The organism is Heyndrickxia acidicola (assembly GCF_001636425.1).
GTDB lineage: Bacteria > Bacillota > Bacilli > Bacillales > Bacillaceae_C > Bacillus_AE > Bacillus_AE acidicola.
Genome location: NZ_KV440953.1, coordinates 4,692,797 through 4,717,765, shown reverse-complemented (window position 1 = coordinate 4,717,765; position 24,969 = coordinate 4,692,797). Strand labels below are relative to the sequence as shown.

The 24,969-nt window shown below is 40.4% G+C and carries 23 protein-coding genes, 2 pseudogenes and 1 riboswitch; of the genes and pseudogenes, 11 read left to right on the top strand and 14 right to left on the bottom strand.

Annotated features, from left to right (window positions below; all coding sequences use genetic code 11):
* Positions 1 to 4 precede the first annotated feature (4 nt).
* Positions 5 to 175, top strand: a complete 171-nt coding sequence (locus tag A5N88_RS25250; RefSeq protein ID WP_157090757.1) for a hypothetical protein — start codon at positions 5 to 7, stop codon at positions 173 to 175.
* A gap of 102 nt (positions 176 to 277) precedes the next feature.
* Here the strand turns inward: A5N88_RS25250 and metK are convergent, their stop codons facing one another.
* The gene (gene metK, locus A5N88_RS21985) at positions 278 to 1,474 is read right to left on the bottom strand and encodes a methionine adenosyltransferase (protein WP_066269978.1); all 1,197 of its coding nucleotides are present in this window, start codon (positions 1,472 to 1,474) and stop codon (positions 278 to 280) included.
* Positions 1,475 to 1,815: 341 nt separating this feature from the next.
* A riboswitch (SAM riboswitch) is annotated at positions 1,816 to 1,965 on the bottom strand.
* Between the two features lie 488 nt (positions 1,966 to 2,453).
* Between metK and pckA the strand changes: the two genes are divergently transcribed.
* On the top strand, positions 2,454 to 4,040 hold the full coding sequence (gene pckA, locus A5N88_RS21980) for a phosphoenolpyruvate carboxykinase (ATP) (protein WP_066269977.1): 1,587 nt from the start codon (positions 2,454 to 2,456) through the stop codon (positions 4,038 to 4,040).
* Positions 4,041 to 4,308: 268 nt separating this feature from the next.
* On the opposite strand, the gene A5N88_RS21975 is transcribed toward pckA, so the two are convergent.
* Both A5N88_RS21975 and A5N88_RS21970 read right to left on the bottom strand, forming a co-directional pair.
* Positions 4,309 to 4,551, bottom strand: coding sequence for a DUF2584 domain-containing protein (locus tag A5N88_RS21975; protein ID WP_066269973.1), 243 nt, complete (start codon positions 4,549 to 4,551; stop codon positions 4,309 to 4,311).
* Between the two features lie 37 nt (positions 4,552 to 4,588).
* Complete coding sequence (locus A5N88_RS21970; protein ID WP_066269971.1) at positions 4,589 to 5,383, bottom strand: alpha/beta hydrolase family protein; 795 nt, start codon at positions 5,381 to 5,383, stop codon at positions 4,589 to 4,591.
* Positions 5,384 to 5,750: 367 nt separating this feature from the next.
* On the opposite strand from A5N88_RS21970, the pseudogene A5N88_RS21965 reads away from it, so the two are divergent.
* Positions 5,751 to 6,296, top strand: a pseudogene (locus tag A5N88_RS21965) (ABC transporter substrate-binding protein); the annotation flags it as partial.
* A gap of 77 nt (positions 6,297 to 6,373) precedes the next feature.
* On the opposite strand, the gene A5N88_RS21960 reads toward A5N88_RS21965, so the two are convergent.
* The 4 genes from A5N88_RS21960 to A5N88_RS21945 form a co-directional block, all read right to left on the bottom strand.
* Positions 6,374 to 7,993, bottom strand: a complete 1,620-nt coding sequence (locus tag A5N88_RS21960; protein WP_232317611.1) for a recombinase family protein — start codon at positions 7,991 to 7,993, stop codon at positions 6,374 to 6,376.
* 512 nt (positions 7,994 to 8,505) lie between these two features.
* Complete coding sequence (locus tag A5N88_RS21955) at positions 8,506 to 9,690, bottom strand: sugar ABC transporter permease (RefSeq protein WP_232317610.1); 1,185 nt, start codon at positions 9,688 to 9,690, stop codon at positions 8,506 to 8,508.
* Positions 9,690 to 10,457, bottom strand: coding sequence for an ATP-binding cassette domain-containing protein (locus A5N88_RS21950; protein WP_232317609.1), 768 nt, complete (start codon positions 10,455 to 10,457; stop codon positions 9,690 to 9,692). Before A5N88_RS21950 ends, A5N88_RS21955 begins: the two co-directional genes overlap by 1 nt.
* A gap of 348 nt (positions 10,458 to 10,805) precedes the next feature.
* The gene (locus A5N88_RS21945) at positions 10,806 to 11,906 is read right to left on the bottom strand and encodes a sugar ABC transporter substrate-binding protein (RefSeq protein ID WP_066269969.1); all 1,101 of its coding nucleotides are present in this window, start codon (positions 11,904 to 11,906) and stop codon (positions 10,806 to 10,808) included.
* A 1,237-nt stretch (positions 11,907 to 13,143) separates the two neighbouring features.
* Between A5N88_RS21945 and A5N88_RS21940 the strand changes: the two are divergent.
* From A5N88_RS21940 to A5N88_RS21930, 3 genes and pseudogenes are all read left to right on the top strand, one after another.
* Positions 13,144 to 13,605 (top strand): annotated as a pseudogene (locus A5N88_RS21940) (ABC transporter substrate-binding protein); the annotation flags it as partial.
* 15 nt (positions 13,606 to 13,620) lie between these two features.
* Positions 13,621 to 14,391, top strand: a complete 771-nt coding sequence (locus A5N88_RS21935; RefSeq protein ID WP_066269966.1) for an ABC transporter ATP-binding protein — start codon at positions 13,621 to 13,623, stop codon at positions 14,389 to 14,391.
* The gene (locus tag A5N88_RS21930) at positions 14,378 to 15,184 is read left to right on the top strand and encodes an ABC transporter permease (RefSeq protein ID WP_083953253.1); all 807 of its coding nucleotides are present in this window, start codon (positions 14,378 to 14,380) and stop codon (positions 15,182 to 15,184) included. Before A5N88_RS21935 ends, A5N88_RS21930 begins: the two co-directional genes overlap by 14 nt.
* A gap of 197 nt (positions 15,185 to 15,381) precedes the next feature.
* Here A5N88_RS21930 and ytkD read toward each other — a convergent pair whose 3' ends face one another.
* Both ytkD and A5N88_RS21920 read right to left on the bottom strand, forming a co-directional pair.
* The gene (gene ytkD, locus A5N88_RS21925) at positions 15,382 to 15,864 is read right to left on the bottom strand and encodes an RNA deprotection pyrophosphohydrolase (protein WP_066269963.1); all 483 of its coding nucleotides are present in this window, start codon (positions 15,862 to 15,864) and stop codon (positions 15,382 to 15,384) included.
* Positions 15,865 to 16,016: 152 nt separating this feature from the next.
* Entirely contained in the window at positions 16,017 to 16,346 is a 330-nt protein-coding gene (locus A5N88_RS21920) for a hydrolase (RefSeq protein WP_066269961.1), read from the bottom strand.
* Between the two features lie 892 nt (positions 16,347 to 17,238).
* Here A5N88_RS21920 and A5N88_RS21915 point away from each other — a divergent pair.
* Entirely contained in the window at positions 17,239 to 17,487 is a 249-nt protein-coding gene (locus tag A5N88_RS21915) for a DUF6154 family protein (protein ID WP_066269959.1), read from the top strand.
* Between the two features lie 85 nt (positions 17,488 to 17,572).
* Here A5N88_RS21915 and A5N88_RS21910 read toward each other — a convergent pair whose 3' ends face one another.
* Entirely contained in the window at positions 17,573 to 18,013 is a 441-nt protein-coding gene (locus A5N88_RS21910) for a Dps family protein (RefSeq protein ID WP_066269957.1), read from the bottom strand.
* Between the two features lie 139 nt (positions 18,014 to 18,152).
* Here A5N88_RS21910 and ytzI point away from each other — a divergent pair, with 139 nt between their 5' ends.
* From ytzI to A5N88_RS21895, 4 genes are all read left to right on the top strand, one after another.
* On the top strand, positions 18,153 to 18,326 hold the full coding sequence (ytzI, locus tag A5N88_RS24525) for a YtzI protein (protein WP_232317608.1): 174 nt from the start codon (positions 18,153 to 18,155) through the stop codon (positions 18,324 to 18,326).
* 490 nt (positions 18,327 to 18,816) lie between these two features.
* On the top strand, positions 18,817 to 19,065 hold the full coding sequence (gene yidD, locus A5N88_RS21905; RefSeq protein ID WP_066269953.1) for a membrane protein insertion efficiency factor YidD: 249 nt from the start codon (positions 18,817 to 18,819) through the stop codon (positions 19,063 to 19,065).
* A gap of 145 nt (positions 19,066 to 19,210) precedes the next feature.
* Positions 19,211 to 20,098, top strand: coding sequence for a metal ABC transporter substrate-binding protein (locus tag A5N88_RS21900; protein WP_066269951.1), 888 nt, complete (start codon positions 19,211 to 19,213; stop codon positions 20,096 to 20,098).
* An 83-nt stretch (positions 20,099 to 20,181) separates the two neighbouring features.
* A complete protein-coding gene (locus A5N88_RS21895; RefSeq protein WP_066269949.1) occupies positions 20,182 to 20,343 on the top strand; it encodes a DUF1540 domain-containing protein in 162 nt (53 codons plus the stop codon).
* A gap of 141 nt (positions 20,344 to 20,484) precedes the next feature.
* Here A5N88_RS21895 and menC read toward each other — a convergent pair whose 3' ends face one another.
* The 4 genes from menC to menH all read right to left on the bottom strand — a co-directional run bounded on the left by menC (position 20,485) and on the right by menH (position 24,969).
* Complete coding sequence (menC, locus tag A5N88_RS21890; RefSeq protein WP_066269948.1) at positions 20,485 to 21,594, bottom strand: o-succinylbenzoate synthase; 1,110 nt, start codon at positions 21,592 to 21,594, stop codon at positions 20,485 to 20,487.
* Positions 21,591 to 23,075 (bottom strand): o-succinylbenzoate--CoA ligase, encoded by a 1,485-nt coding sequence (locus A5N88_RS21885; protein WP_066269947.1) that lies wholly within the window; start codon positions 23,073 to 23,075, stop codon positions 21,591 to 21,593. Before A5N88_RS21885 ends, menC begins: the two co-directional genes overlap by 4 nt.
* Before the next feature lie 224 nt (positions 23,076 to 23,299).
* Entirely contained in the window at positions 23,300 to 24,118 is an 819-nt protein-coding gene (gene menB / locus A5N88_RS21880; RefSeq protein WP_066269945.1) for a 1,4-dihydroxy-2-naphthoyl-CoA synthase, read from the bottom strand.
* 41 nt (positions 24,119 to 24,159) lie between these two features.
* Positions 24,160 to 24,969, bottom strand: coding sequence for a 2-succinyl-6-hydroxy-2,4-cyclohexadiene-1-carboxylate synthase (gene menH / locus A5N88_RS21875; protein ID WP_066269943.1), 810 nt, complete (start codon positions 24,967 to 24,969; stop codon positions 24,160 to 24,162).

Below are 24,969 nucleotides of genomic sequence, written 5' to 3'. Positions count from 1 at the left end.
AACCATGGCTTGGCACAGAGACGGCTTCATGCTGGAGGTGAAGGAAAATTCACTTCGTAAATCGCTCAAATTGGTCTTCATGTTGGCAATGAAGGACCAAACCACTTGGTCCAAAGCCTATTTTGGCCTTCATGACGGCGATGAAGGACTTTTCCTCTTCACCAATCCACTCTAACGTCCTTCATCCAGATCAGAAGTACTTTTTCTCTAGTTCGATCCCCCATTCCAGCCATAGAAAAAAGGAGTTACAATTTGACTTGTAACTCCTTTACCTTTATTACTTAGTTAATTCACGAAGTGCATCTACTTTATCTGTACGTTCCCAAGGAAGGTCTACGTCTGTGCGTCCAAAGTGTCCGTAAGCAGCTGTTTGCTTATAGATAGGACGGCGAAGATCAAGCATTTTAATGATGCCTGCGGGGCGAAGGTCGAAGCTTGAACGAACTGCATCAATTAATGCATCCTCTGACACAGTACCTGTTCCAAATGTATCAACTGCAATGGATACCGGCTGCGCCACACCAATTGCATACGCAAGCTGAACCTCACATTTTTCAGCCAATCCGGCAGCAACGATATTTTTCGCTACGTATCTTGCAGCGTATGCAGCTGAACGGTCAACCTTTGTAGGATCTTTACCGGAGAATGCACCGCCTCCGTGGCGAGCGTATCCGCCGTAAGTGTCAACAATGATCTTACGTCCTGTTAAACCAGCATCTCCTTGTGGTCCGCCAATAACAAAACGGCCGGTTGGATTAATGAAATACTTTGTATTTTCATCGATTAGCTCACTAGGCACAACTGGATTGATAACAAATTCTTTAACATCCTTTTGAATTTGTTCAAGAGTAGTTTCAGGGTTATGCTGTGTAGAAATGACAATGGTATCAATACGAACAGGCTTATCGTTTTCATCATACTCTACTGTAACCTGTGTTTTTGCATCTGGACGAAGGTAAGTTAAAATTTCTTCTTTACGAACCTCAGCGATACGGCGTGCAAGCTTATGAGAAAGAGAAATTGGAAGAGGCATTAGTTCCTCTGTCTCGTTGCAGGCAAAACCAAACATTAGACCTTGGTCACCCGCACCAATCGCTTCGATTTGCTCTTCAGTCATTTGTCCTTCACGTGCTTCAAGTGCCTGGTCGACACCCATCGCAATATCCGGAGACTGTTCATCAATAGAGGTTAATACTGCGCATGTTTCAGCATCAAAGCCGTATTTTGCACGAGTATAGCCAATTCCTTTAATTGTTTCACGTACAATTTTTGGAATATCCACATAAGTACTTGTTGTAATTTCACCGGCAACAAGAACAAGGCCTGTTGTAACAGAAGTTTCACATGCTACACGAGCATTCGCATCCTTTTCAAGAATCGCATCTAAAATTGAATCGGAAATCTGGTCACAAATTTTATCAGGATGCCCTTCGGTAACTGATTCAGATGTAAATAAGCGACGTTTGTTTGACATCTTTCTTCCTCCCTTGAATGGAATTCACAGGCTAATACCTCCTGTGGATCAGTTCTATATTTAGTTCACGGTACTCATTTCCCTAATAGTATGAAATAAACATCGGATTTTTATCATGCTGGTTTTCGCATAGATTGTTGCTTTTTGTACAATGACTAAGTTGCTCTTAAAAAAGGTTTGCAAACCCAGCCTTGTGTTTTAAATGTAACAACAACGCTTATTACGAAAGCCCTTTAAAAAAATCCAGCCCAATAGAGGTTATGCGCTTTTTTCCATAAATAAAAACCTTTCCCTGTGCTTAGCTAATGAGGAAAGGTTTAGATCAAAAATCGCGCCTTTCACTCTTATCGTTCAAGGATTGAACCTTGCAACAGTTAGCACCTTTGCCTAGATAAGCTTTGGCATCCTTTAGAAAAGAATGTATTGGCTGTACCTAGAGGCAGGTTGCTGGGTTTCATCGGGTCAGTCCCTCCACCAGCTCGGGATAAGAGTATCCGTACAAGGTAAAATCATACTCAATTTGACATGGAGTGTCAATAAATAAATGAGAGAAGATAAAAACAATTTTATTTGGAACCTTCTTATTACCTTGTCCCTTATGAAAAGAAATATATTCATAATATGTCCCAAGTTCTTTATAATAGGTTCTATTAAAATTTCTAAATTGAAAACTGCTCGTTTTTTAGCTCATTTTACAGCAGAGCTGAAAGGCGTGTGAAACCAACGTTTCACACGAATGAGCTAAAAAACAACAAAGTCCCATATTAAAATAGAACAAATCCTACCATAAGCGTTCATTGCTTTCATTTCAATAGCCACCCTGAAAATGTTTTCCAATTATATAAGTCAAAATACCTTTTTGCGATAGCACAAATAAAAAAACAAATAAATAGTATAGATTATTATTTCAAATGTGTTATACTAATTACATGCAGAGCAATCATTAAACAAATATCTAGAAAAAGGAAGGTTAATATCGATGAATTCATTGGATATCTCAAATGAAATATCTGAATTATTAAATGGCCCTAATGTATATACGCAGCTATCTGTACCTCAATTAGTTGAAAGGGTCCTGTCAAGAAAAGAAGCAATATTAACCTCAACCGGTGCGGTTTGTGCAGAAACAGGCAAATACACCGGCCGGTCACCCAAAGATAAATATATTGTAGAGGAAGACGCTACAAAGGATAAAATAGATTGGGGAACGGTTAATCAGCCTATTTCCTCAGAAGTATTTGATCGTCTCTATCATAAAATGGTCAGCTTTCTTCAAAATAAGGAAGAAGTGTTTGTTTTTAAAGGCTTTGCCGGTGCAGACAGGAGCTACAGACTGCCTATTCAGGTCATTAATGAGTATGCATGGCATAACCTTTTTGCCCATCAGTTATTTATTCGCCCTACGGAAGAAGAGCTTCCTTTCCATCAGGCGGAATTTACTATCCTATCCGCCCCTACCTTTAAAGCGGTTCCAGAAGTGGATGGTACAAAATCTGAAACCTTTATCATTATCTCCTTTGAGCGCCGCATCATCCTGATTGGCGGGACAGAGTATGCTGGAGAAATGAAAAAGGGGATCTTCTCCATCATGAATTATCTTCTTCCGGAAAAAGGATCCTTGCCAATGCACTGCTCAGCAAACGTGGGGCCGGAAGGAGATGTAGCTCTTTTCTTCGGATTATCCGGTACAGGAAAGACCACATTATCTGCGGATCCAAACCGGAAACTGATTGGCGATGATGAGCATGGATGGTCTCCAAATGGCGTCTTTAATATAGAAGGCGGATGCTACGCAAAATGCATTGACTTATCCAGAGAAAAGGAACCTCAAATCTATGATGCCATTCGCTTTGGCTCCGTTCTCGAGAATGTAGTGGTTCATCAGGATACTCGTGTTCCAGACTATTCAGACCAATCCTTAACGGAAAATACGAGGGCTGCTTATCCACTTCAAGCGATTGATAACATTATTGATCCAAGTGTGGCCGGCCACCCGAACACCATCATTTTTCTAACTGCTGATGCATCCGGCGTACTGCCTCCTATCAGCAAGCTTACAAAAGAGCAGGCAATGTATCATTTTCTAAGCGGCTATACATCCAAGCTTGCAGGGACAGAACGCGGAATCACATCGCCTCAGGCAACTTTTTCCGCATGCTTTGGCTCACCGTTCCTTCCTCTTGAGCCAACTGTCTATGCTGAATTGCTAGGGAAGAAAATTGAAGAGCATGGAGTACAGGTGTTCCTTGTCAATACAGGCTGGACTGGCGGAGAGTATGGTGTTGGAAGCAGAATGAAGCTGAGCTATACTCGTGCTATGGTGCATGCTGCTTTAGAGGGCGAGCTAAATCATGTGGAAACTGTAAAGGATGAGATATTTGGCTTGCACATTCCTGTTCAGGTGCCGGGTGTGCCTGATGATGTTTTAATGCCGAATAAAACATGGGAAAGCCAGGAAGACTATCAAGCCAAAGCAAGAGAGCTTGTTCAGAAATTCAATGATAACTTCCGGAAATTCGATCACGTTTCAAAAGATATTATTGAATTAGGTGCTCCTTTAGGATGATTTTATAAGAAAAGCAAAAGCACCTTCCTTACCGGCGTACGATATCATAGTCTTCGACTGAGATAAAAGAAATGCAGCGAGGCCGTTCTCGAGCAGATGTTGACTTATCGCAGTGAGGAGACGCAGAAATACGCCAGCAGATAGGCGTTGAAGCTAGACAGCAACTACATTGGTTTAAAACCCTATTGAATAAAAAATTTATACTTATTCGATCAAAAAACCCGCCCATCGGCGGGTTTTTTTTCGTTATCATACCTTCACTGCAAGGTCAATTCGTTGAATTAAGGGAAATTAACTCATATGTAATACTGGTTTTGGTTTCTTCCCATTCCACTTTTTTTATGATGGCAGTACCGCTTGATTCGTTTTCAATATTTCTGCGCACCTCAGTAGGAATATTTATAGGATAGAGCCTGTAGCCTTTCTTTACTAATACAAACGTATTATCATTTATTCTTTGTTCTTTTCCTTTTGTAATAATCATTGTATTTAATTCAAATGGCATACCCATCTGTATGTACCTCCAAGTAAGGATTGATAATCCTATTTTACCATGGATTGGCCTGGCTTTTCATCCATAAACACAAATCTCTCACTACTTGGCGGTTAATATGGGGCGGGAAGTAATGTGTGTATTGGGGAAAGCTCCAGGTTTCCACTGGCTTATCAAGAGCCGATAAACGTTCTTCCAGCCTGCGGGCATGTTCATAGGAAACATTTTGATCTTGTAACCCATGAATGATTAATACCGGTGCTGTTAAACGGTCTATTTGATAAAGAGGTGTACGGTCTTCAAAGCGTTCCGGATATTTAGCAGGTGTTCCGCCGATAACCCTTTTCATCATGCGGCGAAGATCCTTTCTTTCAAGATAGGTTAATGCGATATCCGAAACACCTCCCCATGTCACCACGGATGCAGCCCTCCGTTCTATTGCCGTATGGAGGGCCATTGCGCCTCCCCTTGAAAATCCAAATATATGTATCCGGTTGGAAATCACTCGAGAATATTCCCTTAAGAGATCAAATGCCGCATAAGCATCTTGGCGGTCCTCTCCCACGAAATCCTCATTCCCCTCTCCTCCCCTGTTCCCTCTGTAAAAAGGAGCAAATACAATAAAACCCTCTGCGGCAAATTGGCCAATTCTCGCAGGCCTTACCATTCCTACATTTTTAATGCCGCCGCGTAAATATAAAAAGCCATCATACTCAGAGCCGTCATCCGGTTCTGCCAGCAGCCCCTTCACCCTTAACCCATCGGATATATATGTTACCAAAAACATTCTAACGTGTGGATTTGGTGATGGAAAACGCCTTTTTTCAAGCATTGCGCTCGAGCCTTGCATAAAAATCCCCTTTCATCTGCTTATTTATGGAAGAAATCATCATTCAATTGTTTAGGCTCTTCTTTTGTGCTCAAAGTATAGATAAAAAAAGTGTGCACACTTTTTTTGAAAACTGACAGTAAGTATCCATATACCAACACTAGTTCAAAACAGCCTTCAATTATTAATACCGCTATTTCTTCATCAAAACCATTCTTTGTATCCAAACTCCATTTATAGGCATTCACACAATCCCAGGACTTTCATACGATATGAAAAAGATAGGCGAATCCCCAATGGCTCGCAAAGTTTGTTTTTACACAAGGGGATGCCCGAACATTTTCCTCACCCCGCCCTCAAAAACTCAGTTAACGAAGGAGGATCTCATATGAAAAAATTGTTTAGAATTAGTTTTGCACTTTTGACATCCGCCATTCTCATTTTTGCCTTATCAGCATGTTCTGCCAATGACGCTGCTACAAAGGTAAGAGTAGCGGAGGTTACCCGCTCCATTTTTTATACTCCGCAATATGTAGCGCTCGCAAAAGGTTTTTTCAAAAAAGAAGGCTTGGATGTGGATTTAAAAACCACCCAGGGCGGAGACAAAACGATGACCACCCTTTTATCAAATGGAGCAGATATTGCTTTAGTTGGATCTGAAACCTCCATCTATGTATATAAACAAGGAACAAAGGATCCGGTTATCAATTTTGCTCAGTTAACCAAAACTGACGGCACCTTTTTAGTATCCAGAAAAAAAATAAACAATTTCTCCTGGGACCAATTAAAAGGCACTACCTTCCTCGGCCAGCGTAAAGGGGGCATGCCTCAAATGGTCGGAGAATATGTGCTGAAGAAGCATGGCATTGACCCACATAAAGATCTGAAGCTCATTCAAAATATAGATTTTGCCAATATAGCGAATGCTTTAGCGTTCTGGTACCAAATGCACTCTCAAAGAAATTAACAAGCAAGATTAACAGAGCCTATTTAGTAATAATTTTAACTTTATTATCCTTCAATAAAAGCTTCCAGCATACATTTGAATTCAATAGAAATTTCATCCTTGCCAAGATATACCCTCTCGATAATTTGGGATAACAAGGCCTTTTTTAATTCATCATCTGCATAATCAAATTTTTCTTCCCATTTATCTATTTCATTCACTAGATTATGAGTAGCAGATTCATACACTGTTTCTGTTTCCATTTCTCTTTTCAAGCTTTGTGTGTTTGTGTTGTTTTCTGTAATCTTCCTATTCACTTCCTCGATCGCCAGTGAAAGCTGATCCGGTGCAAAAGGACTTTCCCCTCTTAATGAATTGGCTATTTCAGCATAAAGCCGGTTTAGTTGTTTACTTAGATGTCCATATTCCCGCTCTAAATTCATTATATTTCGCTCAATACGTTTTTGTTTTGTCTTCTTTTGGCTAAGAGCATGCACAATAAAAGGGGATAAATCTGAGGTTCTTATAACGGCTTTAATTTGGTCTATTATCAGTGTATCATATTTTTTTGCCCCCCATATGCTTCGTTCATGATTACCGTTATTGCCACCTTTATTTAAAGGACATCTATATCGATAAATAACATTTGTGTCATACTGTCCTTGATCCTTTGCCCTGTGCTTCCTATAAAGGTAATTACCGCTTAACTTGGAACCGCAAAATTTGCAGTAGGCGAGGCCTGAAAACAATAATTTTCCTGCCAACGGAATCCCTTCCTTGTTTTGATCCTTTATTTTTTCACGTCTCTTATTTTTAAGATCCGCTGCTTTTTTAAATCTTTCATCTGAAAGCATTCTGAGTTTATCATTATAAGGCTGTTCCAAAAATTCATGATCAAAGCTTTTATATCTTTTTCTTCCTATATATACAGGATTATCCATAATACCCTGTATCGTACTTACGCCAAAGAGCCTGGCGCTTCTTGTTCTATATCCTTTAGCGTTCAGGAAATCCACAATTTTACGATACCCCATATGCCTATCAATATATAAACTGAAAATTAATTTTACCACTTCTGCTTCGGCTTCATTGATTGCTAATTCTTTCATACATTTATCCCTGTTTTTCCAGTGTGATTTCTCGGTATCAATCAGTTTGTAGCCATAAGGGACTGCACCTCCCTGGAAATATCCCCTCTCACTAAGCTGTTTTTTAGATTCCCTCACACGAATGGAGGTTTTATGGCTCTCATTATCAGAAAGCCAAAAGCTAAGATAATTCAAAAGTTTATCGCTGTGGGTGTCTATCTTTCGCTTTCCTTCCTGCACAGACCACACTTCCACGTTATTTTCATTTAAAAAGCTTACAACTAATGGCGTTTCATCCTCTCGCCTTCCCAAGCGGTCAAACATAAAAACTAACAGAATGTCAAATTCACCTTTTTTTGCGCCCTCCTTTATTCTGTTTAAAGCATCCCGCTCATTTATTTTCTTAGACCAGCCTGAAACCCCTTTTTCGGAGAGTTCTTTGGTTATAGCCCAGTCTTTTTTACTCTTCACGTATTGATGACAGGCATTTCTTTGCATGGGAATGTCATCATCTATGTTCACCTGCTTTTTGGTTGATACACGGTATAAACACCAAACACGCTTCATCTCATCACCTTCCGTCAATGAATTATGCAAAAAAACTGCACTCCTATGAGTACAGCCCGTTAAAAAAAGAGATTAGCCCTTCTCTCGCTTGTTTGTTTTTACTTGGATCTCTGCTAAAACTTAATGTTATTTTTATTCCGTTATCCGTGCTGCATACCAGATAGTCTTTTTCATCATCCGCTCTAAAAGAATACGTATAGTTTCCCAATGTAACAATTTGCAAATGGTCCGCGCGTGTCTTTTCTGAGATAACCGCTCACCCCACAATGTAAAGGTTTCTCTACATTGTATTTTGCATGGTGAACTAGTATTAATATATTCAAAAACTACCATTGAAAAGCGTACAAAAAAACCTGACTATATGCTTAGATCATCTATTTTATAAAAACTTCCATTAAAAACAGCCAGAGGCCTTCCATTTGTTGAAGGCCTCTGGCTTGTATAACATGTTTTTTATAGATCTTTTCAGCTTGCAAGTATTGCTAAAGCATTTCAGAACATTAGCAATTCAACATGGAGCTTTTAACAGCTTCCGCCCGACGTTACCTTCCAGTACGTTTACGGCGCCGGCGCGTAATGGTATCAATGGTAACTGCTAAAAGCAAGATGCTGCCTTCCACAATGTACTTAGTACTGGATGGCGCACTGAGCAAATCCATTCCATTTTCCACACTGCCGATAACCAAAGCACCAGCAAGAGCATTCCATACACTTCCGCGGCCCCCGAATAAACTGGTTCCGCCAATAACTGCCGCTGCAATAGAATCCATCAATAGATTTCCGCTTCCCGACGCCGGTGAAGCAGAACCAAGGCGTGAAGCACCAATGATGCCACCAATGGCTCCCATTGCAGAACAAAGCGTAAAAACACTCACTTTTATGGCATTCACCTTAATTCCTGCACGACGGGCTGCCTCTGCGTTACCGCCAAGTGCAAAGATGTGACGGCCATAAACGGTTGACTGAGTTACAAACGCAAAGAATACGACAAAAATCAATAAAATAAACCCTGCTACCGGAACACCCTGATAGCTGTTTAATACACCTACCACCAAACAGGAAACGACTACCAGAAGGGCTGTACGTCCCAGAATTTGCGGGGTTCCAAGTGATGATAGGTTTCGTACAGTCCGATTTCGCTGAACAAACCAGTTGATTGCAAAGAAAACAATAACGGTTATAAGGACAATGAGCCAGCCAATTAGAGACGGAACATAAGTCGAAGTAATATTTAACAGCGTCATACTTGAAATCGGCACCGTACCTGTACTGCCAAGCATGGACAATAATATACCCTGATAGCCAAGAGAGCCTGCAAGGGTTACGATAAACGCGGGCACTCCAATATAAGTGACCCATAATCCTTGAAATGCCCCAATGACTACCCCCACAGCAATCGCAGCCAGTATGGCAATCCAGGGATTGACGCCTGAATTTGATAAAAGTACCAGCACAGCAGCTGCTACACCGCTGACTGCTCCAATGGATAAGTCAATTTCTCCCAATAAGAGAATAAAGGTTTCGCCAATTCCAAGCATTCCAATTTCTGCAATTTGCAAAATGAGGTTTGACAAATTTCTTCCAGAGAGAAAGTTTGCGTTTACACTTTGAAATACTAACCAAATTAACACGAGGCCGATTAAAACCGGAATCAGGCCTAAATCACCGCCAGCAAGCTTGTTCTTAAATCCAACAGTCATAGATTTTTTCTGCAACTCGGTATTCATTAGCTTACATTAACCTCCCCTGATGCTCCCGTAATTGCCGAAATTACTTCTTCACGAGTGCTTTCTGCCTTAACAAAATTTTTAACGGTTTGACCGAGGCGAAGAACAACAATACGGTCAGCAATTTGAAACACATCACTCATATTATGGGATATGACCAGTACGCCAACTCCTTTACTGGCCAGACGCTGAATCAATTCCAAAACAGCCTTTGTTTGAGCTACCCCAAGAGCTGCAGTCGGTTCATCCATCATGACGAGTTTGGATCCCCACAGTACAGCACGGGCAACGGCTACGGTCTGGCGCTGGCCTCCGGATAGACTTGCAACGGTCGTATTTAATGGCGGTAAATTGATTCCCAGATCACGAAGAACCGGGACAGCCCTTTCTTCCATTTCTGCTTTTTGAACAATATTTAAAACCTTAGGAATGATGGCTTTCTTCAATTCTCTTCCTAAAAATAAATTTGAAACGATATCTAGATTATCGCAAAGGGCCAAATCCTGATAGACGGTTTGAATCCCCAGTTTTTCGGCAACGGATGGATCCGACAAAGAAACCGGTTTTCCTTCAAAATAAATCTGCCCCTCATCTGGCTGGGTAACTCCGGCAATCATTTTAATTGTCGTTGACTTACCGGCACCGTTATCTCCTACAAGGGCAACAACCTCACCGGGATGCACATCAATCGACACATTTTGAAGAGCCTGTACAGCTCCAAACCGCTTACGTATTCCTTGAACACTTAACAATGGTTCACTGTTCACATTCCACACCTCCATAATTCTATGTTGATGACTGTTCATTTTCAGCTCATTTTTCAGAAGATACGAAAGACATGCAAAATCGCCATTTCAACCATATGAGCTTTTTAAACAACGCTGTTTCCGCATAGATTGTTGCTGTTCGCAAAAATGTTACATTCGTAAAAGTGAGGAATCGTGGCATCTTTTCGTCTTCAGTCATTTTGTTTTAAAGCCTGAATCCTGTGTATTCTAGATTCATTTATACAAATAGCAACAAAGCTTACGAAAAGAGCCTTAAACAAAATAGTCCTTTAACAAAGCCAAATCTAAAAGGAACACAGGCTTTCACCCGCGCTCCCCTTCTCTTCATTATTTCGTAGCTGGGTTGTTAATCTTATCCATTGTTGTAAATCCATCTTTAATAACAGTGTCTTGAATGTTGTCCTTCGTTACAACAACTGGTTTCAATAGAACAGAAGGCACGTTTCCGGATCCATTGTCTGTTGTACCATTGACAACAGTTGAATCCGGAGTTTTATTTTGTAACAGGTCAACTGCAAGCTGTGCAGCAACTACCGCTTCTTGTGGTACAGCCTTGTACACTGTCATGGACTGCTTGCCCTGCATAATGGCATGAAGACCCGCATCTGTTGCATCCTGTCCTGTTACTGGCACTTTACCTGCCAAGCTTTGCGCATTCAGCGCTTGAATAATAGAACCCGCAAGTCCATCATTAGCTGAAAGGACACCATCCACATGGTTGTTAAGCTTCGTTAGAGCCTGTTCCATTTCACGAAGCCCGTTTGCAGGATCCCAGTTTGGCGTAAATGTTTCGTAAGCAATTTTAAATTTCCCTTGTTTTACAAGCGGATCTAAGACCTCATGAGCACCTTTTGCGAACAACAGGGCATTGTTGTCTGTCTGAGCACCGTTAATCATAACCACGTTTCCGCCTTGTTTTGTATGATCAGCAATAAACTGCCCTTGCAGTTTACCAACCTCTTCGTTATTAAATGAGACGTAATAGTCAACCGGTGACTTCGTAATCAGACGGTCGTAGGAAATAACTTTGACACCTGAACGATGTGCTGCTGTAACAATGGTTGCAGCGGCCTGAGAGTCAACAGGGTCAATAACAAGTACTTTTGCTCCGTTAGTAATAGCTGCTTCAGCTTGCTGCTGCTGCGTGGAAGAATCGCCCTGCGCATTTTCATAATCAACTTTCGCAGTAGAATCAAGTTTTTGAACCTGAGCCATAAAGTCCGGTTTATCCTGGGTTTCATATCGAGCAGATGAGGTAGTATCCGGCAAAAGAAGAGCGATCTTTCCTGAACCAGAACTGCTTCCCCCTCCTGATTTTGTGGTTTTGCCTGTACCAGAAGTGCTGCTGCTGCTATTTCCACATCCGGCGGCCATCGCAAGCACAATCCCTAAAGATGCTGAAACACTCAAAACTTTTTTCAATACCATACAATGATCCCCCTATTTATGCTCATCCCAGCTATTTAAGCGCTTTTAACTCAGGTGAGATTAAAAGCCTAGACATGGTGATGGCAGAATCATGATTTTTAGTTTTTTATTAAGGTAGTTTTCACATAGATGGTTGCTTTCCGTACTATTTTGCATTCTCGCAAACTAGTATACTTACAGCAAAAATGAAAAACGTGAAGAACGCGAAAGGGTTTAATGCAGTACCTTTGTCATCCTTTCCATTGGCAGTAACTCCAGCAGGCCAAGGAGTTTTCTGCCGCTTCGCTGAGAATCAGGGATGCAAGCGCTTGCACGATTATACTAAGACAATATTTACACACTCAGTACATACAAGCTCACAAGATGTATAAAAACGTTCTTGATTCCCATCTTTGTTTCGATTGCCGTCTCATCGAAGAATGTTTTACTCTGTTTTTACAATATTTTACTGATTTAGAATAGTACATAACGAGGCCAACGCTATTTCCATATAACCGTCACGCATGAATAAATTCAACTTCCTCTATTCTTAGTGGCCATGATCTAACAGCTGCTCGAGATGGACGGACAAAGCGAAACCGCAGACTTGTTCAATTTTTTTCAGTTGACTGACAATGATGGACTAAAACCAATTCTGACAAAATACATAAAGCAAGATTCGAGTCCTCTCAACTCCTTTACTTTTTGTTTTATGTAAAAAAGGACCAAAAAGCCCTCTTTGACAACAACTCTGAATAGGCATTCATTTTTTGTTCAACTTTTATAGACCATGTAAAATTGACAAAAAAATAAAGGAATGCAAAGGGTTCAGTAAGCAATGTATGATGAAATCTGCAAAAAGATGCCACGAAGTCTGACAAAATAAAGATTAGCCATTTCATTCAAGCATCGTTTACTGCTTTCTTAAAACCGCTTTCAATTTTATGTATATCATTTTTAATATAACTTCTTTTTGTTATACTACCACAATTAGTTTAATTCGTCATCTGTATATTTAGACTTTTTGTACTTTTCAAAAATAACGTGTGTTATTTTTCCTATCAACTGGACGTAATCCAATAGAACCATAAACATATATTAAAAATAAATCTGTTCTTCAGGTGATTTCCCCCCCTATTACTTGGACAAATTCTCCTGACTCCTGCTTAGATATTAAAATAGATTTTTTTACCACACCATTTCCTTCCCTTACAAACCAGCTGCTCTTATGCTTCAGCAGTGTATTTTGATACATGTTGCCTTCGCATCAGGTACAGGTGATTTTGTGCAGCTATTTGAACCAACAGCCTCAGTTTTTCAAAAAGAAGGAAAAGGCTATATCGTCGCATCATTTGGCACTGAATCCGGCGAAGTGCCTTATACAGACTACATGACAAAGCAAAGCTATCTCACTAAAAACAAGAAGACGATAGAAAAGTTTGTCCGTGCTCTTTCAGAAGCGAATAAATGGGTGCAGGAGCATACCCCTCAAGAAATTGCAGCCGCCATTCATCCATACTTTGAGGATACCGACTTGAATACACTTGCGACCGCTGTCAATCGCTATCGGAACCAAGGATCCTTTTCCAATAATCTAATTTTAAATAAAAAAGGCTGGGATAACCTCCAAGGCATTATGAAAGAAGCAGGCGAGCTTCCTCAGCCAGTAGATTACAACAAGCTTGTTAATACCTCGATTGCAAAACAGGCAAATAAATAAAGGAGAGCGATTCACATGAGCTTCCTTACCGTTGATCACATTCACCACAGCTATTTCAATTCAAAAAATGCCACACAAGTCTTAGAGGATGTTTCTTTTCAAATTGAAGAGGGGGAATTCATATCAATCCTGGGCCCCAGCGGCTGCGGCAAAACAACAGTACTATCCATTCTTGCAGGACTGATGCCTCCAACGGAAGGATCCGTCATGATTGATGGGCAGTCTCCCGCTTTGCAATTATCATCCATTGGCTATATGCTTCAGCAGGATTATTTGTTCCCCTGGAAAACCATAGAGGAAAATATATTATTGGGTCTTAAGCTAATGAAACGATTAACCCCTGAAACGAAAATACAAGCCTTAGCGCTTTTAAAGGATATTGGTCTTGCCGGAGTAGAACAACAGTTTCCAAGGCAGCTATCCGGAGGGATGAGGCAGAGGGCAGCCCTCGTCCGGACCCTTGCTTTCAATCCAAAGATTTTACTTTTGGATGAACCCTTTTCAGCACTTGATTTTCAAACAAAACTCAAACTGGAGGATTTAGTATTTGAAACCTTGAGGAATGTAAAAAAGACAGCCGTCTTGGTTACGCATGATATAGGTGAAGCCATTTCTATGAGTGACCGTATTCTGTTGTTTGCTGCAAAACCAGGAAGGCTTCACAAGATCTTTAAGGTTCCGGATGAATTGCGGTTCATTAAACCTTTTCAGGTTAGGAGCATGCCTTCCTATTCTGTTCTCTTTAATGAAATATGGAAGGAGCTGGAGTCACTTGAAGGCCTCTGATAAAACCACATTGCTTCACAAGCAGTTTATCCTGGGGATTAAGAAAGAAAAAAGACTGGTACGTTTTTATCAGCTTTTGATTTTGGTTGTGTTTATGGGTTTATGGGAAACAGCCAGCCGACTTGGCTGGATTGATCCGCTGATTTTCAGCTCTCCAAGCAGAATTTGGAGCCTTCTTATCACCAAGCTTGCCGACGGTACTCTTTATATGAATTTATTTATTACTGTATTTGAAACCATAATGGGCTTTGTACTCGGTACGCTTCTCGGCACCATCCTCGCGGCAATCCTTTGGTGGTCTCCTTTCTTGTCAAAGGTTCTTGATCCTTATCTTGTCATCTTTAATGCCATGCCGAAAGTAGCCTTGGGTCCAGTATTAATTGTGCTTATGGGACCCGGCTTTTCTTCCATTATTTCAATGGGGATCATTATCTCTGTCATTGTTACCACCATTGTCATTTACACTGCCTTCCGTGATGTAGACCCTAATTATCTTAAAGTGTTAAAAACCTTTGGCGCTTCAAGATTTCAAGCCTTTAAGGAAGCTGTTTTGCCTGGTTCCTTTCCCGCCATTATCTCTACACTTAAAGTGAATGTCGGGCTTTCTTGGGTGGGGGTCATTGTGGGAGAATATCTTGTTTCTTCAAAAGGGCTTGGTTATATGATTATTTACGGATTCCAAGTATTTAATTTTACACTTGTTATGCTTTCCATGATCATCATAGCCGTTATTGCCACCATTATGTATCAGCTGGTAGACTTTCTGGAAAAGAAACTAATTAAAGATTTATAAACAGCGTACAGACATACTGAAATTTTGCGCTAACGCCGCAAATCAAACATGAAATGAAGAAGGACTAATTACAAAATAATGCCTATAAAAAGAGCGGGGTACATTTTAATTAGCCCTGCTGCTTTTTATGTGCTTTTTTCGTAAGCCTGCTGCAATCATGCTAAAAAATGCCAAAGAGAAACAGGCAATCTTTATTGTTATGGAAGCAGCTGCAAATCCCTTGCTCTTTCGATCGCAGCAAAGACTACTCCATCATTCATAATAAAACTAAAATCTTCCCTGTTCAGTTTGTCAGATAAAGTCCCTTTGATCAGAATGGGACCATTGGTTTCATTATAATGCTCTTTCTTTTCCAACTGTTCAATACTAGCGAATAAGATCGTTTTTACAAAAGGGCCTTTCTCCGTGTCTTCCACCATGTACTCTCCAATAAAGGAACCCCTTTTAACGATACCGCCTGTTTCTTCAAAAACCTCCCGTTTTGCTGCTTCTTCTACTGATTCATTGTCTTCTACTTTTCCCCCTGGAAATTCCAGACCCCTTACAGGATGGCTGGTTAAAAGCCACTCCTCCCCAAACATGCATAACACTAGCACATGCTTGGATACAATTGGAAAGGAATGCTTTGAAAATGAAAGGCAGACTTTGTAGCCATTTTGGTCCCTAAACGTTTGATTCATGTAAGATTACTCCTAACGATATGAATTCTTCTCATACATTATAAAGGGAATTACGAGTAAATGGGAGCTTTGAAGGTTTTCTTCAAGCTCCATAAGGACTTTGCCTGCCTAAAAAAATAAGCCTGTCCCTAACTATAAAGGGACAGACTCATTTATTTAGTGGTGAAGCTGCTTAGAATTCCCATATTTTCAATATGTTTTTTTGCCTCAAGATTTCCCAGATTATAAATCATGCTGTAAGCCTTCATCATATTTTGATCATAAACATCGTTAACACGGTCGTAGTGATATTCAATAAAAGGGACATGCGCTCTAAAAAACCCTTCCCATTCGGCTTCATAATTTTGCTGAAATACTTCTCTCAGCTGTGTTATTTCATCATCGGTTGCTTCTATTTGAAAATTCCAGGGAGAATCCGTTGACCGTCTCGAAATTTCACCGCTGGCAATTTCTATAAAATAAACTTTCTTTTCATCTTCCATCCTTACGTTTCACTCCTGATAAATAGACCATTGTCATGTAAATACATGCATAGAATGATTAAGGCTGTTTTCGCATAGATGTTGTTTTTCATACAGTCAATAGCTCTCCTTTTTTCTACTCGTTCCTCTCACTAAAGTGCAAGCACCTTATTCATGAGCGAAAAAATTTCGGAGTCATATCCGAGGAAAGAGAAGTTTAATCCGCTATCCGATAGGGGCTAGACTACATTGGTTAAATAATTTCATTAACAATTCAACAAATTTTACGAAAAAGGCTTTTTAAGAAAAGCCAACTCTTTATTGCTTTTTTAATCAATTCTTATGTATTGTTTCCCACAAAACACATCAAAATATGAATGGGAGCTTTTTCTATGAAAGGTTCCATTCATATTAATCCAAGTATTGGAACCGATAAACAGGAAAAACGAGTAAACAAGCCCGCCGCTAAAGAAGGCTCTAAAGCCCCCCGCTAAAAAGTAGAAGTTATGGAAAAGCAGGGATTATTTTCAGCAAATCGGGTAAGTAATAAGAAAAGCGGAAGCGCCTTGCTCATCGGCGTACGGATTTCATAGTCTTTGACTGAGATAAAGGAAACACAGCGAGGCTTTCCACGAGCTGATGTTGACTTATCGTAGGGAAAAGACGGAGAAATCCGCTAGCCGATTGGCGCTGGAGCTAGACAATGAAAAGCGGAAGCGCCTTGCTCATCGGCGTACGGATTTCATAGTCTTTGACTGAGATAAAGGAAACTAGATGTTGACTTATCTTAATGAGGATACACAGAAATCGCTGGCTGATAGACGTTGGGAGCTGACAAGCGACTACAGTGGCTAAATAATTATTTAAAAAAAGGAAATACATAATAATTTATTCAAGAGGAGAGGTTTGCTCAGTGAGATTAGTTGATGAACTATACGAGGTATATAAAAACCGATTGACCGGGGATGAAGAGGATCTTGATATTATTACATTTGCCGTTCTAGAAAGCTCCAACCGCAAAGAATTGCTTGAAATTGTAAATGATATGAACGATAAAGAGCTTCAGCATTTCATTAACCTTTATTTAGTTGAGACGCTAAAAGGAAAATTCGCTCAAGCAGCAGATCCTTTTTCTTATCCTCCATCAAATTATTTACATTGATCCATACATAGAAAAAGCAGCCTCAGCGCTGCTTTTGTTATTTCCTTTTTTCAGGCGAACAAAAGAATCGGATGTCCACCAATTTTTATCCCAGATACGCCTTCAGCATCCATGCATGCTTTTCTATATCCTCCTGAATGCCAGTAAGCAAATCCGCTGTAGAGCCATCTCCTGCATTTCCAGCTTCTTCAATTCCCTCTGCCAGTTCACTGGATAATGATTGGAAATCACTAATTAGTGTCTGCACCATTTCTTCCGCCGATAGATTGCCTTCCGCCTCCTGTACAGAAGCAATTTCCAGCACTTCTTTTAAAGTGGCAGCAGGTCTTCCATCAAGCGCTAAAATACGCTCAGCCAGCTCATCAATATACCCGTCTGCGGTATTATACAGTTCTTCAAACTTTTCATGAAGGGTAAAGAAATGATGTCCTTTCACGAACCAGTGAAAATTATGTAATTTGGTATAAAGCACCGTCCAGTTAGCAACCTGCTTATTGATTAAAGATATAATTTGTTTTTTTTCCATATTTTCATCCTCCTCCTTTTTCACCATACCCGTTTTTAAAAATTCAAAAACCCTCAATTAGAATAAAAAGGAATGAGGTATTTTATGGTAATATAAATAAAAGGATATTATCCTGTTTTTACTAAAGGAGGCTCTTTCTATGCTGATGACGACGATTATTATTGTTGGCGTCCTGATTGTTTTATTGGTTGTCGTTCTTTCGTGGGTAACAACGTCAAAAGCGTATGCTTACAAACACACCATTGATCCGATAGAAAACAACCCTCACTTAAAAAAACTGGAGGAATCTGAACAGGATAGCAGGAAGGATTGAGGCTGTCCCAAATAGCTTCAAGCAACCTTTGAATTAAATCCAAAAATTGGACTATACGTAGATATAGGCAGCGTTCTGATCACCCTGCCGGTTGATTTGCACTCCGAATACTCGATTTTCGTGGGCGGTACTAGAGCACATCGTTCCATGCTTTTGCAGGATCCCCCCAATAACTTTGTTAACTTGCAGGAGTCTTTGCCTTCCACTCTAATCAATGTTGAATCCAAACGAGCATTGGATATTACTAGATATGCTCAGCTCGTCCTGCCTGTTCTTCTCTGCTTAAATAATTTTTTGAAACAGACACCATGCTATTATTCTCACCAAGTTTTCTTCTCCTCTTTTCCTTTTGTTTCCGTAAAAATAAATAGAGGTCACTCAAAAGGCCGCTTTTAATAACTGCCTTTTGAGTCACCCTTCTTTTTATTTTTATCCAAACCAAGGTATAATATAGTACAGAAGAACAAATTGAAAGGCAGGAACCATTGTAATGGCTAAATTTATTTTAATTAAATTGATTCGCTTCTATCAGCGCTTTATTTCACCTATTACGCCTCCTTCATGCAGATTCTATCCGACCTGCTCCAGTTATAGTCTTGAGGCAGTTAAGAGATTCGGTGCTTTTAAAGGCGGCTATTTAGCTGTAAAAAGGATTTTAAAATGTCATCCCTTCCATCCAGGCGGAGTGGATCCGGTACCTGATAAGTGGAGTTTAAAAAGCTCCCATATCGACCGCTAATTTTTTTTTGCTTGCAAATCATTATAAACTTTAGTATTATATTTTTTGGTTTAAATCGTAATGATTCTTTTTTACTTTAAATCGTAATAATTACGATTAATTAATTAAAAAAATGCTGCATTCCTACATAGAAAGGGGAATATTCTTGAAAAAACTGCTTCCAATTCTCTTTGCAATAATTGTTATTTTATCTGCTTGCGGAAGCCAATCAGGCAGTCCCGCAGGCAAAAAGGGAGTTATAAACATCTATACAACTGTTTATCCTCTTCAATATTTTTCACAACAAATTGGCGGTAAGTATGTCAATGCTACAACCATTTATCCTCCTGGGAGCGATGAGCATACTTATGAGCCATCTCAAAGGGATATCATGAATCTCGCAAATGCACAAGACTTCTTCTATGTCGGCCTTGGGCTTGAGGGCTTTGTCAATAAAGCCAAAACCGTTTTGCAGGATCAAAATGTTAAAATGGTCGCGGTGGGAGATGCTTTAAATATCAAACAAAAAAATCCTAATCCGCATGTATGGCTTGATCCAGTCTACGCCAAAGAAATGGCTTATACCATATATCAGCAGCTGGCAAAGGATCAGCCAGCGCACAAAAGCTTGTTTAAACAAAACTATACTGTTCTTTCAAAAAAATTGGATAACCTGAATGCCCAGTTTAAAGCACTCGCACAGCACTCCAAGCAAAAGGAATTCATTGTGACACACGCAGCTTACAGCTATTGGGGACAACGATATGGGATTAACGAAGAACCAATTTCAGGGGTTTCTACAACCGATGAGCCATCACAGAAAAAGCTGAAAGATATCATTGACAGTGCCAATAAACAGCATATTAAATATGTATGTTTCGAAAATAACGTTGCACCAAATTTGGGAAAAGTGGTGGAAAGTGAAACAGGTACAAAGCCATTATTCCTTCATGATCTTGCCGTTCTTCGCGATATCGATATTAAAAAACACGAAACATATTTTACTTTAATGGAACACAACTTAAAAACTTTGAATACAGCACTGAATCATTGATCCTATCCATTTCTTCCCTTGTATTTCGCTGCTAGGAATTGCTGAAAATAAGCATGTTTCACTAATCATAAGGAGCTGATACAATGGCAAAGGATGTCTTATGTTCAGTCCATAACTGTCAATATTGGAAGCAGGGCAACCAATGCTCTGCTGAACAAATCTATGTGATCAGCCATACAGGACAACAAGCTGGCCATCAGAGAGAAACAGACTGTAAAACCTTTAAGCCTGCTGATTTACAATAAGCTGCTTATGGTTTAGCTTAAGGCTCTGTTAATCTTGCCTGTTGATTTTCGCTGCAATCAATATGGGTGTAAAATCCACGCTGAGCATTTTACAGAATTCAGCTTAAAAGGGAAGTACTTTTTACTAGTACTTCCCTCTTTTTATGAACCTCTGATTTCTTCTTCATAGGTTGTTACCTCTGCCATCCTGTTATGGTTCAATTCAAATCCAATCCCCGCCTTTGAAGAGAGATGAATATTTCCATTCACCACTTCAACTTCAGGAAGAATAATATCTTCATCCCAGTATCTGTTTGATGCAGAAATGTCCCCGGGAATTTTAAAGCCCTTTAAGGAAGAGAGAACCAGATTATGTGCCCTGGAAACGCCAAACTCAATCATGCCTCCACACCATACTTCTAAACCGTTTTGCAGGCATAAATCATGAATTTTTATAGCATTTGAGAGCCCGCCGACTCTCCCTATTTTTATATTGATTACTTTACAGCTTTCAAGGTCAATGGCACTTTCCGCATCATGAAGGGTGACGATGCTTTCATCCAGGCAGACTGGTGTATTGAGCTTCCGCTGGACAAGCCTGTGCTGGACAATATCATCTACAGCTAAGGGCTGTTCAATCATTAAGAGATTAAATTCATCAAGAGCCTCCAATAAAGGAAGATCCTTCAATGTATAGGCGGAATTGGCATCTGCCATTAATGGAACGTCATGATAGTGGCTTCTAAGCGCCTTAATCAGCTTATAATCGAGCCCGGGCTTAATTTTCACCTTAATTCTCTTGTATCCCTGTTTTACAAATGCTTCCATTTGAATCAAAGCTGTATCCAGGTCATGGGCGCCGACGACGGCACCTGAAGGAATAATCATTTGTGTCCCGCCTATAACCTCCCAAAGAGGCTTATTTTGATTTTTAGCATATAGGTCCCAGACTGCAGTCTCTAGCCCTGCTTTTGCCATATGGTTCCCTCTAATGGCAGAAAAGCGGTCTTCCAGTTCACTCGGGTGGTGAACCGGTGATGCCAGCAAAATAGGGACTAACACATCCTTAAGCATATGCATGCAGGTTTTGACGGTTTCTTCTGTATACCAAGGAGTTGAAAAAGCGACTGCCTCACCAAGTCCTATTACTCCGTTTTCATCCGCCACTTGAATGATAATGCCTTCTCTTTCCCATAAAGTACCAAGAGCAGTCGAAAAAGGAGCCTTTAAATTCATTTTAATAACAGAGAGAATTACACGCTGAATGTTCATTCTAACCCGCCTTCTGATAATAGATCCATTAATTTTCTCCGCAAAAGCTTATTAGAAGCATTTCTTGGTAAAGCAGAAACGGAGAAAATTCGTTTAGGAATCTTGTATTTTGCCAAGTGTTTCTGGCAGAACTCGATGATATCTTCCTCCGACAAAGAAGCCTTTGTAACAATAAACCCATAAGGAACCTGTTCCCAAACGGGATCCTTTGCACCAGTTACACCTGCCTCCAAAATATCAGGATGGGAAAGCAGGACTTCTTCCACCTCTGCAGGATAAATATTTTCTCCTCCTGAAATAATTAGATCGGAACGCCGATCCATTACATACAGAAAGCCCTCTTCATCCACATATCCAATGTCGCCTGTAGAAAACCATCCGTTGTTAAAGTTTTCTTTATTGGCATCCTCCCTGTTCAAGTAACCGATTGTAACATTTGGTCCTTTTACGATAATTTCTCCAGGTGTATGGACTTCCGCTTCTTCCCCGTCTGCTTTTATTTTTAACTGGGATGGGAATAAGGGCTTTCCGGCAGAACCAAGCTTTCTTAAGCTGTCTTCAGGGGAGAGTGTCACGATTTGAGAAGACGTCTCCGTCATTCCATAGGATTGAAAGACAGGGATTCCCTTTTCTACACAGGTTTCAAGCAGCGGTCTTGGTGCGGGTCCGCCTCCCAGCAGCATGCAGCGAAAACGATTATGATATCGTCTTTCCTTCAAAACATCCAGCATACGATACAGCATGGCACTAACAACTGACATAATGGTCACCTTGCCAGTTACTAAAAGCTCATTAATGTTTTCTTCGTGGAATTGCTCAATTAAATAAACGGTATTCCCATAAATAACACTTCTCATAAGAATGGAAAATCCGCTTATATGGAATAATGGCACAGCACACAGCCAGGAATCATCCCCTCTTATTCCAAGATTTAAGGCAGAACCCGTTGCACTCCACCAATGATTTCCATAAGTTTGGAGAACGCCCTTTGGCTTTCCGGTAGTGCCTGAGGTGTACATAATGGAACAAACATCCTGAAGGCCGTATTCTTCATGTTGGGGAATTAGCTTCTCTTTTTGAGTAAACACATCCTCAACAGATACAGCTTCAAGTGAAGGATGCATGACTTTGATTTCATCAGTAACCGCATTGAAATCACTTTCTGCAATAAGCAGCTTTGCACCGCTGTCTTTCAATTGAAATTCCATTTCTGAAGGCGTCAAACGATGGTTTAAAAAGACGGCTCTAGCCCGTAATTGTTGTAATGCATGAATAATAAAAAATGTATGGGGACGATTTTTCAGCAGGATTCCAACGGTGTCTTCTTGACCAACATGAAGCGAAGCAATTTTTCCGGCAAGCTCCTTCGCTTGAAGATATAGCTCAAGAAAGCTGTATGATTCGCCGTTAAAAACAATTGCCTCCCGGTTTGGAGTTAAAAAAGCCCGCTGCTTTAATAGATTGGGAATTGAGGATTCCATTACATTCACCTTTGCTTTAGCATAATTTTGTTGGGACTGCATTTTTTTAAAAAGGCTCTGTTAATCTTGCCTGTTGATTTCCACTGCAGAAGTCTCACCTGCCTCTCCAATCAATATGGGTTTAAAATCAACAGTGAGTTTTAACAGGAACTAAAATTAATAAAGAATTAATTACTTATCCATTTTAAAAAAGCTTGGCGGAATGTCCACCAAGCTTTTTTCTATCAAGGGAAACGAGGGAATTGTCCAAAGTCCGGTTTGCGTTTTTCTTTAAATGCATCGCGGCCTTCTTTCGCTTCATCGCTCGTATAATAAAGCAAGGTTGCATCTCCGGCAAATTGCTGAATACCTGCTAATCCATCCGTATCTGCATTAAATGCAGCTTTCAGGAAGCGGATAGCCATTGGGCTTTTTTCAAGAATTTCCTCTGCCCATTGAACTGTTTCTTCTTCCAGTCTTTCAAGAGGGACAACTGTGTTCACAAGACCCATATCCAACGCTTCCTGTGCAGAGTACTGGCGACATAAATACCAGATTTCACGTGCTTTCTTATGTCCTACAAGACGGGCAAGATAGCCTGCACCATATCCGCCGTCAAAGCTTCCCACTTTAGGGCCTGTTTGTCCGAAAATCGCATTGTCAGCAGCAATCGTTAAGTCTGCTACGACGTGCAAAACATGCCCTCCGCCAATGGCGTATCCTGAAACCATTGCAATGACCGGCTTAGGAATTACACGCATTAGACGTTGAAGATCCAATACATTTAAACGCGGGATATTATCATCACCGACGTATCCGCCATTGCCGCGAACTTTTTGGTCTCCGCCTGAACAAAAGGCTTTATCCCCTGCTCCAGCTAAAATAATAACACCAATATTTGCGTCATCACGTGCATATGCAAAAGCATCAATAAGCTCTGTTACCGTTTTGGGACGGAATGCATTATGTACTTCAGGACGATTAATGGTGATTTTTGCAATACCATGATAAGTTTCGTACAGAATATCTTCATAATTCCGTTCTGTTTTCCACTCAATTGCCATGAAAATTACCTCCTAGAATAATATTTTATTCATGATTTTGTCTACTTCAGAGAATTAGACAAAAACTCCAATACTATTGTACCAAATTTTTCGGGATCCTCCACATGTAAAGCATGCCCTTTGTTTAAAAATGTGGTATGAGAAGCATTTTTCAGCTTCTTTATCATTTTGTCTGCAATTCTGCAAAACTTCTCATCCAAGCTTCCTGTTACTAAAAGCACCGGGCAGTTTAATTCGTCCAGGCATTCCCAATAGGATCCTTGAGCCCCCGTTCCCATGCCCTTCAAGCTGTTAGCCAGACCCATGGCATCATTCGACATCCGTTCCTCATAAACTTTTTTTTGAATGCCTTTGTCCAAAAGCTTTTGAGATTCAAACAATGGAATATTTGTCCAGTAGTCAATAAAATAAGGAATTCCCTTGGTTAAAATCATCTCGGCCAATTTTTCATCCTGTTCAATACGGGCCAGTCTTTCCTGTTCCGACCTCAAACCAGGTGAAGCACTTTCCAGCACAAGCTTTTCCACCATAGAAGGATGCCTTGCCGCAAAAGCAATGGCAAGTCTGCCTCCCATGGAATAGCCGACTACTGAAGCTCTTGATAGATTCAACCGCTGGAGCAAATCAGCAAGGTCATCCGCAGCATGCTCAATACGGTATCGAGAGGAATCCTGAGGTTTGGATGTATCCCCATGTCCCAGAAGATCAATCAAGATGACTTTGTATTTTTCAACAAGCGGCCGAACAGATGTTTCCCAGGATGAACCTTTGGAAGTAAATCCATGAAGGAATAATATCGGCTCTCCTTCACCCAAAATGCTGACATTGTATTCGACATCTTTTACAGTCAT